General features: G+C 36.5%; 9 protein-coding genes. 8 read left to right on the top strand and 1 reads right to left on the bottom strand.

Annotated features, from left to right (window positions below; translation table 11 throughout):
* Window positions 1–54 precede the first annotated feature (54 nt).
* On the top strand, window positions 55–1,341 hold the full coding sequence (locus tag E0W73_RS15620) for a UDP-N-acetylmuramoyl-tripeptide--D-alanyl-D-alanine ligase (protein ID WP_135222983.1): 1,287 nt from the start codon (window positions 55–57) through the stop codon (window positions 1,339–1,341).
* A 38-nt stretch (window positions 1,342–1,379) separates the two neighbouring features.
* Here E0W73_RS15620 and E0W73_RS15615 read toward each other — a convergent pair whose 3' ends face one another.
* Window positions 1,380–4,250, bottom strand: coding sequence for a helix-turn-helix and ligand-binding sensor domain-containing protein (locus tag E0W73_RS15615; RefSeq protein ID WP_135222982.1), 2,871 nt, complete (start codon window positions 4,248–4,250; stop codon window positions 1,380–1,382).
* A gap of 344 nt (window positions 4,251–4,594) precedes the next feature.
* Between E0W73_RS15615 and E0W73_RS15610 the strand changes: the two genes are divergently transcribed.
* From E0W73_RS15610 to E0W73_RS15580, 7 genes are all read left to right on the top strand, one after another.
* Window positions 4,595–7,705: a SusC/RagA family TonB-linked outer membrane protein gene (locus tag E0W73_RS15610; protein WP_135222981.1), complete on the top strand. Its 3,111-nt coding sequence runs from the start codon at window positions 4,595–4,597 to the stop codon at window positions 7,703–7,705.
* 13 nt (window positions 7,706–7,718) lie between these two features.
* Window positions 7,719–9,230, top strand: a complete 1,512-nt coding sequence (locus E0W73_RS15605) for a RagB/SusD family nutrient uptake outer membrane protein (protein ID WP_135222980.1) — start codon at window positions 7,719–7,721, stop codon at window positions 9,228–9,230.
* Between the two features lie 29 nt (window positions 9,231–9,259).
* Window positions 9,260–10,117, top strand: coding sequence for a hypothetical protein (locus E0W73_RS15600; RefSeq protein ID WP_135222979.1), 858 nt, complete (start codon window positions 9,260–9,262; stop codon window positions 10,115–10,117).
* Between the two features lie 122 nt (window positions 10,118–10,239).
* The gene (locus E0W73_RS15595) at window positions 10,240–11,694 is read left to right on the top strand and encodes a glycoside hydrolase family 30 protein (RefSeq protein WP_135222978.1); all 1,455 of its coding nucleotides are present in this window, start codon (window positions 10,240–10,242) and stop codon (window positions 11,692–11,694) included.
* 88 nt (window positions 11,695–11,782) lie between these two features.
* A complete protein-coding gene (locus E0W73_RS15590) occupies window positions 11,783–13,252 on the top strand; it encodes a glycoside hydrolase family 30 protein (protein WP_135222977.1) in 1,470 nt (489 codons plus the stop codon).
* A 27-nt stretch (window positions 13,253–13,279) separates the two neighbouring features.
* Window positions 13,280–14,746, top strand: a complete 1,467-nt coding sequence (locus E0W73_RS15585; RefSeq protein WP_244248492.1) for a glycoside hydrolase family 30 protein — start codon at window positions 13,280–13,282, stop codon at window positions 14,744–14,746.
* 16 nt (window positions 14,747–14,762) lie between these two features.
* A complete protein-coding gene (locus tag E0W73_RS15580) occupies window positions 14,763–16,496 on the top strand; it encodes a cellulase family glycosylhydrolase (RefSeq protein ID WP_135222976.1) in 1,734 nt (577 codons plus the stop codon).
* Window positions 16,497–16,676 lie beyond the last annotated feature (180 nt).

Genomic DNA, 16,676 nt, shown 5'->3' with positions numbered 1-16,676 from the left:
GGAATTTTTTTATTGTTTTTTTCTAATTTTATAAAATGAACAAAAAAGATTAAAATGAATATTCAAGAGATTCATAAACTGTTTTTACAATGTAAATCGCTTTCAATTGATACGAGAAAAATTGAAAAAGATTCTATGTTTTTTGCTATAAAAGGCGAGAATTTTGATGCTAATACTTTCGCAAAAGAAGCTTTGGACCTAGGGGCTTTGTTTGTGGTTATCGATAACGAGAACTATTATATAGACGAGAGAACTATTTTGGTTCAGAATAGTTTAGAAACGCTTCAGGAACTTGCAAAATTTCATCGTTCGTATCTCGCATTGCCAATTGTCGCTTTAACAGGGAGCAATGGAAAAACTACAACAAAAGAACTTATAAATGCGGTTCTGTCTAAAAAATACAATACAAAGGCTACTGTCGGAAATCTAAATAATCATATCGGAGTTCCGTTGACTTTGTTGTCGTTTACCAAAGAAACCCAAATCGGAATTGTAGAGATGGGAGCCAACCATCAGAAAGAAATTGAATTTTTGTGCAATATCGCCCAACCTGATTTTGGTTATATAACCAATTTCGGAAAAGCACATCTGGAAGGATTTGGGGGTGTAGAGGGTGTAATTGCAGGAAAAAGCGAGATGTATCATTTTTTGAGAGCAAACAACAAGACCGTTTTTGTAAATCTGGACGATGCAATTCAGGTCGAAAAATCGAAAGATATTAAAGCGTTTACTTTTGGACTTAAAAATGAAAAGGCAGATTTAAATATTCAGGATGTTCAAGCAAATCCGTTTGTAGCTGTTAGTTATATCGATTTTAGTATACAATCTCATTTAATCGGACTTTATAATGCCAATAACATCAATGCCGCAGCCGCAATAGGTTTGTATTTTGAAGTGGCTCAAGATGCTATTAAAAGTGCGGTTGAAAACTATATTCCGGCCAACAACAGGTCTCAAATGATCAAAAAAGGATCAAATGAGATTATTCTTGATGCTTATAATGCAAATCCAAGCAGTATGGCCGTAGCAATTGCTAACTTTTTGCAATTAGGAAGTCCGAATAAAATCATGATTTTGGGTGATATGTTTGAATTGGGCGACGAAAGCGCTTCAGAACATAAAATTATCGTAGATTCATTACAAGAACAGACCGATTCGGTTTGTTATTTGATTGGGAAATTTTTCTATGAAAACAAAACAGAAAGCAATCAAGTGTTCTTTTTTGAAACCTTTGATTCCTTCGCAGATCATATTAAAACACATCAGTTTCATCACAATACCATTTTGATTAAGGGGTCGCGAGGTATGGCGCTGGAACGTACATTAGAATATATTTTTTAAACGCAAAGCCATTCTCGACAGAATGGCTTTGTTTTCTTTTAAATACTCATCAAAAATCCGATTAGGTTTTCTTTTTTGTTTAGGCCTAATTTTTTGCGAAGTCTGTAACGAGCCAATTCGACACCGCCGGTTGAGATATTCATAATTTCTGCAATTTCTTTTGTAGACATATTCATAAGCAAATAAGTCGATAGGTCAAGTTCGCGAGGAGAAATAGTCGGATATTTTTCTTTTAATCGTTTCAGGAATTCAAAATGCACATTTTTAATGTGTTTTTCCAGATCTTTCCAACTTTTATCTGTGTTGACTTCTTTTACGATGCTTTTGTTCAATTTGCTTACCTGAAATTTCGTCGAATCATCAAGAGCGTCTACATCAATTTCTTTTAGCTTGTGGATGATGCCATTAAGGATTTTGTTCTTTTTGACCACCTGTAGCGAATTATTAACCAGCTCCTTGTCTTTAGCAAGGATCTTGATCTGCAACTTGTCGTTTTTTAGCTTTTCGATTTCTTTTTCTAAATCATATTGCTCTTGTCTGATTTTGGATTCTTTTTCCAGATAAAGCCTTCTTTGTTCGATGGTTTCGTAATATTTGTTTTTTCTGATTTTCATTTTAATGCGGTTTGAAATGACGTAAATCGCAATGATTATCAAAACAAAATAACCAATGAAAGCTAGAAAATGACGGTACCATGGGGGAGAAATCGTGAAGGCTAAAGTTGAGGGCTCAGACTGAATTCCGTAGCTGTTTCTTACCTTAACCTTCATTGTGTAATCTCCTTCTCGAAGATTTGTGTACTCTTTAAACGAAATGGTCGACCAATTGCTCCATTTGTCATCAAAGGGTTCTAGCTGATAAGAGAATTCGACATTTTCGAGATTTTCGTAAGTTGGCGATGAGAAAGCAAATCGCACCTGATTTGCCGAATATTTAATACGGATTTTTTCGGTCTTATTTTTATTATTGCCTAGAATTATAGTGTCCCCAGGGAAAGAAAAGCTGCGTATAAATGCTTTAGGTTTGGCAACAAAGTTGTTTTCTACAGCCGAATCGTAATGGGCAAGACCGTCTGTTAGTCCAATAAAAATATTTTTTGGATCGATTGTGTTTACAGAAAGATAGTTGCTAACTAGATTTCCGGTAAGGCTTGAGAATGGAGCAACTATATTTACGTACTTATTGCCTTTTTTCATTAAAACTCCGACAGATTCATCATAAGCATACCAAAGATTAGAGTGAGAATCTTCATATAATGCATTTATGACAGGAATGTTTTTAAAAAGCGAACTAACTTTTTTGTCTTCATAAAATAAATCCTGTTCGTCAGAATATTTATAAAAATGATTATGGCTCTGAAAATAGATTCTGCCTCCAATTTTCTGCAAGCTTCCTATTGACTTAAATTTTGAACTGAGCTGGTCGATTTTCTTAATAGACGAAAAATGGCTCAAATCATCGCTCATTGTCATTCTATAAATCGATTCGTCTTTTTTAAGCCATAAATAAGTGTTGTCAAGTTCAAAACTATTAGACGACTTGTCAAAACCCGCAACTTGGTTCTTAAAAATAAGGCCATTTGCTGTTTTTTGAAATATGGCAAACCCATCATAGTTAGAGCCAATAAAATAATCGGGATGATTCGGCACTTTTTTAAACCCAAAATACCCTTTTGAATCAATGATTCGGGTAACATTTCCGCCGTTTATTACCAAGGCGCCTCGGTTGTTAGAACAGACTAATTCGTTTCCGATTATCTGCACATTCCACGATTGAGCCGTTGTTCCTTCGACAAGTTTAAAGACATCTTCTTTAAAGTTATTGTTCCATGCGTGATAAAAAACACCTTGATTGGTAGCTACATAGAGATTTCCTTGATAGACTACAGAAGCATACACGGTGCTTAGATTGTAGCTAAAGCCAAAATAAGTAAAGGGCGAGCTTTCGTTTACATAGGCAATTCCGTTGTCTAAGCCAAGCCAGAGATTGTTTTTATTGTCAATAAAAGAAGTCAAAACGGTATTGTTCTGGAGTCCTTTTTTGCGATTTATATGCTGGATTATTTTTCCGTTAAAATCACAAATGATAACGCCGTCTAAAACCGAATTTAGTGCGATGAACTTATGGTTGATGGTCACGCCTCCAAGCGAATTGTTTTTTTTGACAAAAGTATTAGCTTCCGTGTGCCAAGGTTTCAAGGTATTGTCCTCATAAATAAACAAACCTTTTTCTAGCGTAATAACTAAAGTTTTGTTTGGAGCTAAAGCATACATTCCCCAGATTTCAGTATTGTTTAGGGGAGTTGTATTGGGAAGTGAGTATAATTTCCCGTTACGATATTCTAAGATTCCTTTTTCGATATCCTGAAAGTAAATCTTATTGTTTACGGTAAACGAAAACTGAAAACGTTTTGGAGCTTTCAAAATAGAAAGTCTGCCGTTTTTGAAGATGTAGGCTCTTGCAAAAGACTGAAAAATAACCTGATTGTTTACGGAATGGATTTTCCATACAAAATCAATGATTTTGATCTTATTCTTATCAACATATTTGGAAAGAGACGTATAAGTCAGCCTTCCTTTTTCATTAGGTTCAAAGTAGCCGAATTCATTATAACCACCAACAAAAATCTTTCCCGATTGGTCGATTTTTAAACATCGTACAGAGGTGCGATTTGGAAGGGGAAATTTTCGCCAAGATGCGCCGTCAAACTGTAGTAATCCATTATTATTTGCAAAGTATAGATTTCCGTTTTCGTCTTGTCCGATATTCCAGTTCTGAGTTCCACCCTTATATTCATTTCGTTTGTAATTTCTTACATCTGGAAGTCCTATATTTTTTACCTGTCCAAAAAAGGTTATTGTGAATAGTGTAAAAAAAGTAATATAAAAATATGATTCTTTCAAATTCATGTAATTTTTTGTTTTTTGGTTGTTGATAGGTTTAATTGTTTTGTTTATAGGCGTTTATAGTTGTTTGATAGGACTATTTCGTTGTAGTTTGCTGTTTTTTAAATAAATGTAAGCAATAAAAGAAGATTGTAGTGTTTATTTTATCAATTAACATTTCAATAACATTGTTAAATTTTATTTTAAATTATTGTAATTCAATTTATTGGAAAAAAAATGATGTGTTTTTGTAATGTAATAAAATTTAATTTGATGTGTTTTTGTAGTGAATTTTAATTGCTGATACTAAAAAATTAACATTATTATTGCATCAAATTACTAATTAATTAACCAAAATTTTTAGAAAAATGAAATTAACAAAATTACTTGTTTTTTGTATTTCGTCTTTGTTGTTCTCGGTTATTGCAGTGGCTCAAGATGTCACGGTAAGTGGAACTATAAAAGATGAAAGTGGGATGCCTGTTCCGGGCGCTACAGTTTTATTAAAAGGCACAAATAAATCTACAGCATCTGATTTTGATGGTAAATTTCAGATTGCAGTACCTTCTAACGGAATTTTGACTGTTACTTTTATCGGCTACGCTACGGTAAATGAAGCTGTAAATGGAAGAACTAAAATAACAATTCAATTAAAACCTGAATCACAATCTTTGAATGAGGTTGTAGTTGTAGGATACGGTACACAAAAGAAGTCGGTTGTAACAGGAGCAATTTCGAGTGTGAAAGCTGCAGATCTTGAAAAAGTGCCAAACGGACGTGTTGAGCAAACATTACAAGGGAGGGTTGCTGGTGTTACAGTTGCGGCTACTTCTGGGCAGCCTGGTGCATCTTCTAAAGTGCGTATTAGAGGTATAACTACTTTTAGAGAAGGAGGAAATGATCCTTTATGGGTAATTGACGGAATTGCTGTCGATGCAGGCGCAATCGGATTTATTAATCAGTCTGACATTGAGTCTATCGAGGTTCTTAAAGATGCTGCTTCGGCCGCAATTTATGGTACTCGTGCTGCAACTGGGGTTATCTTGGTAACAACTAAAAAAGGAAAATCAGGAAAACTTTCTGTAAACTATAATGGTTTTGCTGGAATTGCTGGTCCTGCAAAAAAACTAGACCTTTTGAATGCCACTCAGTATGCCACCATAATGAATGAAAAATCTTTGGCTGATGGTGGTTCTATAAAATATGCTAATCCTGCATCTTATGGTAAAGGTACAGACTGGCAAGATGCCGTTTTTAATGATTCTGCTTTTAGATATACACACGAATTGAGTATCAGCGGTGGTGGCGAAAAATCTACTTTTTATGCTTCTTTCGGAATTCAGGACCAAGAAGGTATTGTTGCAACGGATATTTCAAACTATTCAAAGAAAAACTTCCGTCTAAATTCGACACACAAAATTTCTGACTATTTTACTTTCGGACAGACTTTTGGATACACTCACCAAAAATCAACAGATTTCGGAAACGTAAACAATGAGTTTGGAGGAGTTTTAAGCTCCGCAATCAACCTAGATCCCCTTACTCCATTAGTCGAGACAGATCCTGTTTTAGCTTCGCAGGGTTATTATACAAATGCAAACGTCATTAGAGACAGAAATGGAAATCCTTACGGAATTTCTCCAATTGTACAGCAAGAGATGACCAATCCGCTTGCTTTTATGCAAACGAGATTAGGAGGTTATAACTGGTCTGATGATTTTGTTGGGAATGCTTATCTAGAAGCTAATATTACAAGTCATTTAAAATTCAGAACTACGCTTGGAGGTAAATTGGCTTACTGGGGGAAAGAAATGTTTACTCCTGTTTCGTACTTGAATCCAAACATGAAGGTCGATAAAAACAATTTTAGCCAAACTAATGAGAAATCATTTGCTTGGAATATTGAAAACATCCTTACTTATTCTAATAAATTCGGAGACCATTCTATCAATCTTTTAGCAGGACAGGGTGCTTACGTTGAAAATGTCGGAAAAACCATTGGAACTACATTTTTTGGTTTGCCTATTACGAGCTATAAAGATGCTTCTTGGAATTTCAATATTCCGCAAACAGATATCGTTACTACGGCAAGCGATAAAGTACAGCACAAATTATCATCTTTATTTTTCCGTTTAAACTACGATTATAAAGAGAAATATCTTTTGACAGGTATTGTTCGTCGTGATGGTTCGACCAGATTTGGTGAAAACAAGCAATTTGGGGTTTTCCCATCATTCTCTTTAGGATGGGTGATTTCGAAAGAAGGCTTCTGGAAAGAAAACAACGTAGTAAATACTTTAAAAATACGTGGTGGTTACGGAGTTGTAGGGAATGATAATATTTGGGATTTCAAATATAGAGGTTTAGTAGTTGGTGGATACAATTACTCTGTTGGAAATGAAGGAGCAATTACTACAGGTTACGGAAATTCTACATTACCTAACGCAGATTTAGGATGGGAAGAAACGTCTCAAACTACTATTGGTCTTGATGCTAGAATTTTTAATGACTTCACTCTTACTTTAGATTATTTCAAAAAGAGAACTACCGGAATCTTAAGAGATGTTGTTATTCCTGGCTATGTGGGAGTTGTTGATGCACCTGCCGCAAATATCGCCGATATGAACAACAGCGGTTTTGAGGTTGAAGCTGGTTACAAGAAAAGACTTGGAGATTTTAATTTAGGTGTGAATGCCAATTTTGCCTACTTAAAAAATGAAGTTACTTACGTAGGATCGTCTACAAACTTTATTGCCGGAGATGCTAGTTTTCAATCTATGGGACAAGTAACCAGAACACAAGTAGGCCATTCATTCAATGAATTCTATGGTTACAAAACAGCTGGCATTTTCCAAAATGAAGCAGAAGTAGCAGCCTACAAAAATGCTTCAGGAGGTCTAATTCAGCCAAATGCAAAACCTGGAGATTTCCGTTGGACAGATACTGATGGAGATGGTGCCATTACAGAAGCAGACAAACAATTCTTAGGAACAAACATCCCAAAATATACTTTTGGTTTTACGATAAACTTAGATTACAAAAACTTTGATTTCATGGCATTTACTCAAGGTGCAGCAGGAAGCAAAATTTTCCAAGGTTTAAGAAGACTTGATATGCTAACAGCCAACTATCAGACAAAAGCTTTGGATAGATGGGTTGGAGAAGGAACTTCAAACGACTATCCTAGATTGACCAACAATGATCCAAACAAAAACTTCAGCAATATGTCTGATTTTTACCTAGAAAGCGGTAATTATTTACGCTTAAAAGTTGTGACTCTTGGATATACAATGCCAACTGGTTTGTCATCTAAAATTGGCGCAGATAAAGTTCGTTTTTACTTAACGGGAGAAAACTTATTCACTTTTACCAAATACACTGGATATGATCCAGAAATTGGAGGTCAGGTTTTCGGTGTAGATAAAGGGGTTTATCCGCAAGCAAGAACTATTCTGTTAGGAGCTAACGTTCAATTTTAAAAATTAAAGAATTATGAAAACTATAAAATTTAAATATATATGCTTTGCCTTAGCATTGGGAGCCTTAACCACATCTTGTTCTGAAGATTTTGTTACGATTAATCCACAAGGGCAATTTGATTCGAGTACTTATTTTTCTAACGAACAAGAATGTTATGCTGCTTTAATCGGAGTTTATGATCCACTAAGAAAAAACACTGGAGGGTTCGAAAATTTAGTAGCTATGCTAAATGCCGGTTCAGATGATTTTTACGCTGGTGGAGGAAGTGCTACAGATGGAAACGGAATTCAGAATTTCTCGACTCACTCCTTAACCTCAATTAGCATTCCGAGCAGTTATTGGAATGATCACTATCAAGGTGTATCGAGAGCAAATATGTTGATATCAAAACTTCCTGCAGCTTCTATGAACGATAATGTAAGAGCCAGATTTACTGCAGAAGCAAAAGCATTAAGAGCGTTTTATTATTTTAATTTGGTTCGAATGTTTAAGAACATTCCACTGATTTTGGTGCCTTTGAATACGCAGACGATTTATGATCCGGAACAAGTTACGCCAGATGTAGTTTATGCGCAAATCGAAAAAGATTTATTAGAAGCTATCCCAGGTCTGCCGAATACTCTTGATGCGAAAACAGAATCTGGAAGACTTAACAAAGGTGCCGCTCAGGCAATTCTAGGAAAAGTCTATTTGTTTGAGAACAAAAAAACAGAAGCAGCCACTGTGTTAGCACAAGTAAATGGTACGCCGGGAGCTGTTAATCAATATGGAAATAAATTGTTAGATAAGTTTAGCGATTTATGGGTTACGACCAATAAGTTTAATGCAGAGTCTTTATTAGAAGTATCTCATACTAGTGCTGGTAATTCGGAATGGGGCTTCTGGGGACAAGGTAAAGACGAAGGAAACTCTTTAAACGTTATGGTTGGCCCAAGAGGTTATGTAAGAACAGCAAATTCTGATGCGCCAGATCTTCCTGCAGGTTGGGCATTTAACGTTGCAACTCAGAAATTATATGATGCGATGAAAAATGACCCAAGATTTGAAGCTACTATTTTTGATTTGAAAGCTTTGAAAGCAGCAGGAAAAGCAGATTATATTCCAGCTTATCAGGATACAGGTTATTTCCTGAACAAATATCTTCCAAGACAATCGGATGTTAGGACCGGAGGAGGTGCTGCTGAGTTGAATTACAAACAAAACTCTTATGTAATCAGACTTGCAGATACATACTTAATGGAGGCAGAGGCACTAGGATCTGGACCTAGAGCACAAGCATTATTAGATGCGGTAAGAGCTAGGGTCGGACTTCCATCTGTTCCTGTAACATTGGCCGCAATCAAAAATGAGCGCAGAATGGAATTAGCAGGCGAAGGGCATAGATTCTTTGACTTAGTAAGATGGGGAGATGCAGCTGCAGCATTAGCAGACAGAGGTTTTGATGCAGGTACAGATGAGATTTTCCCAATTCCTTTTACAGAGTTAAACGGTACAAAATTGAAACAAAATCCTAATTATCAGTAAGAAGTTTAATTAACCAAAAACAACAAGAAATGAACCTAAATATAAATCTTAAAAGAAGTGTATTCCTAATGCTGGCAGTAGCATTAGGAACACTGACAAGTTGTGATGAAGATGTTAACGGCAACCCGCTGACTGCTTCAAATGTCGACGCTTCGTTTACTGTAACTCCAGTTGCAGGAGCTGTCAATACTTATCTTTTGACTGCCCAGCCAAAAGGAGTTATTTCATCAAAATGGGATACAGGTACAGGTGCCTATCCAGGAAAAATGAATGAAACAGTTTCTCTGCCAGATGCGGGAACGTACACAATTACGCATACAGCGATTGGAGCGGGTGGTGCAATGGGAACCGCAACCGCACAAGTGACAGTGGCAACTTCTGACCCAGCAAAAGGAAATCTTATAAAAGGTGGCTCATTTGTAACGGCAGAAGATCAGGCAAATTGGAAAAAAGTGATTTACGGTGCTGGTGCAGACTGGACATACAGTGCAAAAGGAGCAACTATAAGCGGCGGACATGCGGGTATTTATCAAGCTGTTGATATTGTAAAAGACAAAGAATACACTATTGATATGACTGTTTCTGGTGGAGCTTCTAGCGATATGTGGTTTGAAGTTTACGCAGGAAAGGCCGATCCAGCAACTGTTTCTGGTGATTATAGTGATGGAGGAAAAGTGATGGGATTAAGCACTTGGGACGGTTGTGGCAAAACGGAATTTTCGGGCAGATTATCAGCGATTGGATGCGTGAAAAATGCTAAAAAAGATGCAATCAGTAATGTTGTGGCATTTGATACAACTGGCAAAATCTATCTGATGATTCGTTGTGGAGGCGGAATTGCGCCAGGCGGAATAAGCATCAGAAGTGTTGAGCTGAGAGGAAAATAAAGTGTTAAGTTAAGTTTAAGTTTGGTTGTAAAATAGCCCGTAATCGTTTTGAATATGGGCTATTTTTTAAATCCTTGAACATGCCGTTTAAAACTTCAATTTTGAATTTATAATTGGAAAGAATGAAAAAAAATAGTTTAAAAATTCTATGTCTTATGTTGGCCGCAGCGGCCTTTGCACAGCAGCCTAAGCCCAAGAAAGAGTTTACAGTCAAAGGCAGGAAAATTACAGTGTACACCACTGCAGAAAATACTAATCTTCGTCTGACATCAACAGATAATTTGACTTTTACGGCATCCAAACAACCACTCGAAACCGAAACATCGGTTTTTGTAGAACCTTCTAAAAAGTTCCAGACTTTTATGGGTATTGGTGGTGCTGTTACAGATGCGAGCGCAGAGATTTTTGCCAAACTTTCAAAAGAAAAACAAAGCGAGTTTTTAAATGCTTATTACGATAAACAAAAAGGCATTGGCTATTCTTTGCTAAGAACAACGATTCAAAGTTCTGATTTTAGCAGTGAAAGCTATTCTTATATCGAAGAAGGCGATAAAGACCTTAAAACGTTTTCTATTGATCATGACAGGCAATACCGAATTCCACTGATTAAAAAAGCAATTCAGACCGCTGGCGGAAAACTTACAACGTATGTTGCTCCGTGGTCTCCGAATGCATTTATGAAAAGCAATAAAAACGTGTTGAAGGGCGGAACTTTATTACCAGAATATTATCAAACTTGGGCCAATTTTTATGTGAAGTTTATCAAAGCTTATGAAAAAGAAGGTATTCCTATATGGGGAACATCGACCCAGAACGAACCGATGGCAGTTCAAACTTGGGAATCCTGTATTTATACTGCTGAAGCAGAAAGAGATTTTATAAAAAACTTTCTGGGGCCAACTTTGAAAAAAGAAAATCTAGGAAGCAAAAAAATCATTATTTGGGATCATAATCGCGATTTGATGAATCAGAGAGCAAATGTGATTTATTCTGATCCAGAAGCTTCGAAATATGTTTGGGGAATGGGATTTCATTGGTATGAAAACTGGTCTGGCGGCGCTTCAATGTTTGAGAATGTCGCAAAAGTAAATGAAGCTTATCCGAATAAGGGATTAATGTTTACCGAAGGTTGTGTTGAGAAATTTGATGCAGCCAAATACCAATATTGGCCAAACGGTGAGCGTTACGGAATTTCGATGATCAACGATTTTAACAACGGAACAGCAGGATGGACAGATTGGAACATTTTGCTGGATCAAAAAGGAGGACCTAATCATGTTGGGAATTTTTGCTTTGCACCAATTCACGCAGATACTTCAACGGGAGAATTGATTTACACTCCATCCTATTATTATATCGGACATTTTTCGAAGTTCATTCGTTTAAATGCGGTTAGAATTAGCACAGCGGTAAGTAGAAGTGCGCTCCTAAGTACTTCATTCTTAAACACAGACGGAACAATGGCGACAGTTGTAATGAACCAATCTGCCAATGAACTTACGTATAATCTGATTATTGGTGCCGAAAAAACAGTTGTGAAGATTCCACCTCACGCAATTCAGACACTTGTTTATTAATGTTTTGTAAGTAAAGTAGAGATGAAGGCTTGTTGAATCATCCATAATAGTCTTCTCTCTTCTTTTAATTATTTGATTTTAAAGCAGTATGAAAACCAAAAATAAAATTTTAGCGGCAATACTCCTATTGATGCAAATAAGCTGTTTGTCTTCACAAAATGCAGCCAAACATCATGGGGTTTTACACAAACCAAGAACTAAAATTAGTGTTTACACTACTGCTGAAAACTCCAATCTGAGATTATCATTATCCAATGATTTGATTTCTAACAACAACAAACAGCACAAACAACCATCGGCCACTATTTTTATAGATACCGAAAAGACAGATCAGACTTTTTTAGGAATTGGAGGTGCCATTACAGACGCAAGTGCAGAGGTTTTTGCAAAACTTTCTCCTAGAAAACAGCTTGAATTTATAAATGCTTATTACAGCAAAGAAAACGGAATTGGCTACACGCTGGCCAGAACCACTATTCACAGCTGTGATTTCAGCAGCGAAAGCTATACTTATATAGCAGAAGGTGATAAAGAATTAAAGTCCTTTTCTATAAACCACGATCAAAAATATAGAATACCGTTACTTAAAAAAGCAATTGAAACAGCCGGCGGGAAATTAACTTTATTTGTTAGTCCGTGGAGTCCCCCAGCTTTTATGAAAGACAATAATGATATTTTGCACGGCGGCGTTTTATTGCCTGAATTTGCACAATCTTGGGCGTTGTATTATGCAAAATTCATAAAAGCCTACGAAAAAGAAGGCATCCCAATCTGGGGATTGACGATACAAAATGAGCCAATGGCAAAACAAAGATGGGAATCTTGTATTTATACGCCTGAAGCAGAACGAGATTTCCTGAAAAATTTTCTAGGACCGACTTTAGAAAGAGAAGGCTTGGGTTCAAAAAAAATTATTATTTGGGACCATAATCGAGGCGATATGCTCGAAAAAAGGGCTGATCTTGTTTTTTCAGATCCAGAAGTTTCTAAGTATGCATGGGGAATTGGATTTCATTGGTACGAAACCTGGAACGGAGGGACACCAAAATTTGAATCTGTAGGCGCAGTTCATCAAGCCTTTCCGAATAAAAATCTTCTTTTTACAGAAGGATGCATCGAAAAGTTTGATGTAAAAAAATATCTGTTTTGGGGAAATGCAGAACGTTATGGTCTTAATATGATTAATGACTTTAATAACGGAACTACAGGATGGACAGACTGGAATATTCTTCTCGACCAAAACGGAGGCCCTAATCATGTTGGGAACTTTTGCTTTGCACCAATTCATGCCGACCTTGCCAAAGACGAATTGATTTACACCCCAATGTACTATTATATTGGGCATTTGTCAAAATTTATAAGGCCTGGCGCAAAGAGAATTGTACAAACCATCACAAACAAATCTTTGCTCAGCACTTCTTTTCAAAATCCGAACGGGCAATTGATTACGATTGTCATGAACCAGTCGGATAACGAAATTGTTTATTCTTTAGAAAATAAATCGTCTAAAAATACTATAACTATTCCAGCCCATGCTATGCAGTCAATTGTCTACTAACGCATGATTAACTAAAAAACTATAAAAATGAATTTAAAAGCAATCATAAAAACATTTCTTTTTGCATCAGTTATGCTGGCGCAGATCAAATGCTCGTCTTCTGGAGATACAACCGATCCGGGAACAGTAACGCCTCCAATTGTAAATCCGCCAGTGGTTACCAACGATGTTGATTTTTGGCTTACCAAAGGAAATCAGAGCGCACTATTAGCAAAACAGGCAGGAACTTTAGGATTCGGAACTACGTATAATATTTACAACACCATTGAAGTTGATGCCACTCAGAAATTCCAAACAATAGATGGTTTCGGATATACATTAACAGGCGGAAGCGCTGATGTAATCAATCAACTGACACCTGCAAAAAAGAGCGCTCTTTTGCAGGAATTATTTGGCTCAGGCGAAAATTCAATAGGTGTGAGTTATCTTAGAATCAGTATCGGAGCATCAGACTTGAGCGCGGCGCCTTTTACCTATAATGATATTCCGACTGGTGAAACAGATCTAGATCTTGCAAAATTTAGTTTAGACAAAGACAGAAACGGAGTAATTGCTCTTTTGAAAGAAATCCTAGCTATAAATCCAAAAATTTTAATTCTGGCAACTCCTTGGTCTGCGCCACTTTGGATGAAAGATAAAAACAGTTTTGTGGGAGGAAAACTGCAACCACAATATTTTGATGTCTATGCTAAATACTTTGTAAAATACATTCAGCAGATGAAAGCCGAAGGCATCACAATCGATGCTGTGACACCTCAGAACGAACCTTTGCACGATGGAAATAATCCAAGCATGTACATGTCTGCAACGGATCAGGCATTGTTTATAAAAAAGAACTTAGGACCTGCATTTAAGGCAGCAAATATTACCACAAAAATTATTACCTACGATCATAACTGCGATAATCCTAATTATCCTAAAGCAATTTTGGCAGATGCCGAAGCATTTCCTTTCGTTGACGGATCGGCTTTTCATTTATATGCAGGAGATATAAGTGCACTTACCAATGTTTACAATGCTTATCCAACAAAAAATATATATTTTACTGAGCAATATACTGCTTCAACAGGCGATTTTGGAGGTGATTTAAAATGGCATCTTAAAAATGTGATTATCGGTTCTATGAGGAACTACAGTAAAAATGCTTTGGAGTGGAATTTAGCCAATAATGCTTCATTCGGACCCAATACTTCTGGCGGATGCACAACCTGTAAAGGGGCATTGACGATAACGTCTCCCGAAAATTTTCAGCGTAACGTGGCTTATTATATTATTGCACATGCCTCAAAATTTGTGCCTGCTGGATCGATTAGAATTTCAAGCAATATTAGCGGAAATCTACAGAATGCCGCCTTTATAACACCTTCTGGCTCAAAAGTTTTAATTGTAGAAAATGATGGTTCAGACCTTCAGATGTTTAATATAAAATTTAATGGTAAATGGGTGACTACTTCTCTTGAAGGCGGATCAGTCGGAACGTATACTTGGAAATAATTAAAGAAATATTTTAATGAAAAAGATAGTAATTACACTTCAATTATTGCTTTCTGTTGCTGCTTTCAGCCAAGGATTTCTGCATAGAGACGGACAAAAAATTGTGGATGAAAACGGGAAAAACATCATTTTAAGGGGGCTTGGTCTCGGAGGATGGATGGTACAGGAAGGTTATATGCTCCAGACACAGCCTTTTGCAAGTCCGCAATATCAAATCAGGCAGAAAATTCGGGATGTAATTGGGGAGAAGGGAACCAAAGAATTTTATGAGGCTTACAAGGCAAACGGAATTACAAAACGTGATATTGATTCTTTGGCAAAATGGGGATTCAACTCGATTCGCCTTCCAATGCATTATAATCTTTATACGCCGCCAATCGAACAGGAAAAAAACGGTGAGACAACTTGGCTCGAAGAAGGTTTTATCATGACGGATAATTTGTTGAAATGGTGCGAGGCGAATAAAATATATCTGATTTTAGATTTGCATGCGGCTCCGGGCGGACAAGGAAATGATGCCGCCATCTCTGATTATGATACGACAAAACCTTCTTTATGGCAAAGTGAGGCAAATCAGAAAAAAATGATCGCTTTATGGAAAAAACTGGCCGCTCGCTATCGTGATAAGGAATGGATCGGCGCCTACGATATCATCAATGAACCGAACTGGAATTTTACAGGATCGAATAAAAATGGCTGTGATGAAAACTCGAACGGACCTTTGAGAGATTTGATGGTTGCAGTAACTAAAGCTATAAGAGAAGTCGACAACAATCACTTAATTTTTATTGAGGGAAACTGCTGGGGAAATAACTACAACGGAATTTTCCCTTTATGGGATGATAATATGGCACTGAGTTTTCATAAATATTGGAATTACAATACCAAGGAATCTATTCAGAAAATGCTGGATTACCGAACACAGTACAATGTTCCGATTTGGTTGGGTGAAAGTGGCGAAAACTCAAATGTATGGTTCAAAGATGCGCTGACATTGGTAGAAAACAACAACATTGGATGGGCGTTTTGGCCGATGAAAAAAATCGAAAACATTGCTGGAGTGACTTCTGTAACCAAAATTCCCGAATACGATGTTTTATTGCAATACTGGAAAGAAGGGGGACAAAAACCATCGCCAGAATTTGCAAAAAAAGCATTGATGAAAATGGCTGATAATTACAAAATGGAAAACGTAACTGTTAAGCCAGATGTTATAGACGCTATGTTCAGACAGGTACAGACTAATGAAACAAAGGCTTACAAAAAATACAATATTCCTGGAAAAATTGTTGCAACGCATTATGATTTAGGAACAAACGGTTATGCCTATTCTGATAAAGATTTTGTGAATTACAGAGTAGAAACTAACAAGTTTGAAGAATGGAACAGAGGAAACACAATGCGAAACGATGGTGTAGACATACTTCCTTGTAAAGATGCCGGATCAAACGGATATCAGGTTTCTTTTATCGAAGATGATGAATGGTTGCAATTTACAGCTCAGGTTAAAAAACAGCAGAAGTACAAAGTCGCCATTCGTTATTCAAGTGAAAAAGCGGTAGGAAAACTTCATTTAGAATCTCAAAATGGTGCAAAATCACAATCAATCACGCTGCCTGCAACGGGTGGAAAAGATATATGGAAAACTGTTGTTTTGTCAGATTTTGAATTGAAGGCAGGTCAAGAAAAAATAAAGGTTGTTTTTGAAAAAGGAGGTTTCAATCTCAATTATATAGAATTCTTAAAATAATACTGGAATCAAAAAAACAGCTTATGGACAAATTTGGATTTATAACACTCATTTTGCTGATTCTTTTTTCATTATTAGAAAAAATGATGTGATTGAGCACAATACAATTAACATAAGTTTTAAATAGGTTTTTCTCTTTGAGGCTTTGGAAACACTAGCTTTACGGATTAAAATTTTTTA

It is taken from the genome of Flavobacterium foetidum (genome assembly GCF_004634245.1).
GTDB classification, from domain to species: domain Bacteria; phylum Bacteroidota; class Bacteroidia; order Flavobacteriales; family Flavobacteriaceae; genus Flavobacterium; species Flavobacterium foetidum.
The sequence above is the reverse complement of the archived record's forward strand: the minus strand, read 5'-3'. Positions and strand labels throughout refer to the sequence as shown.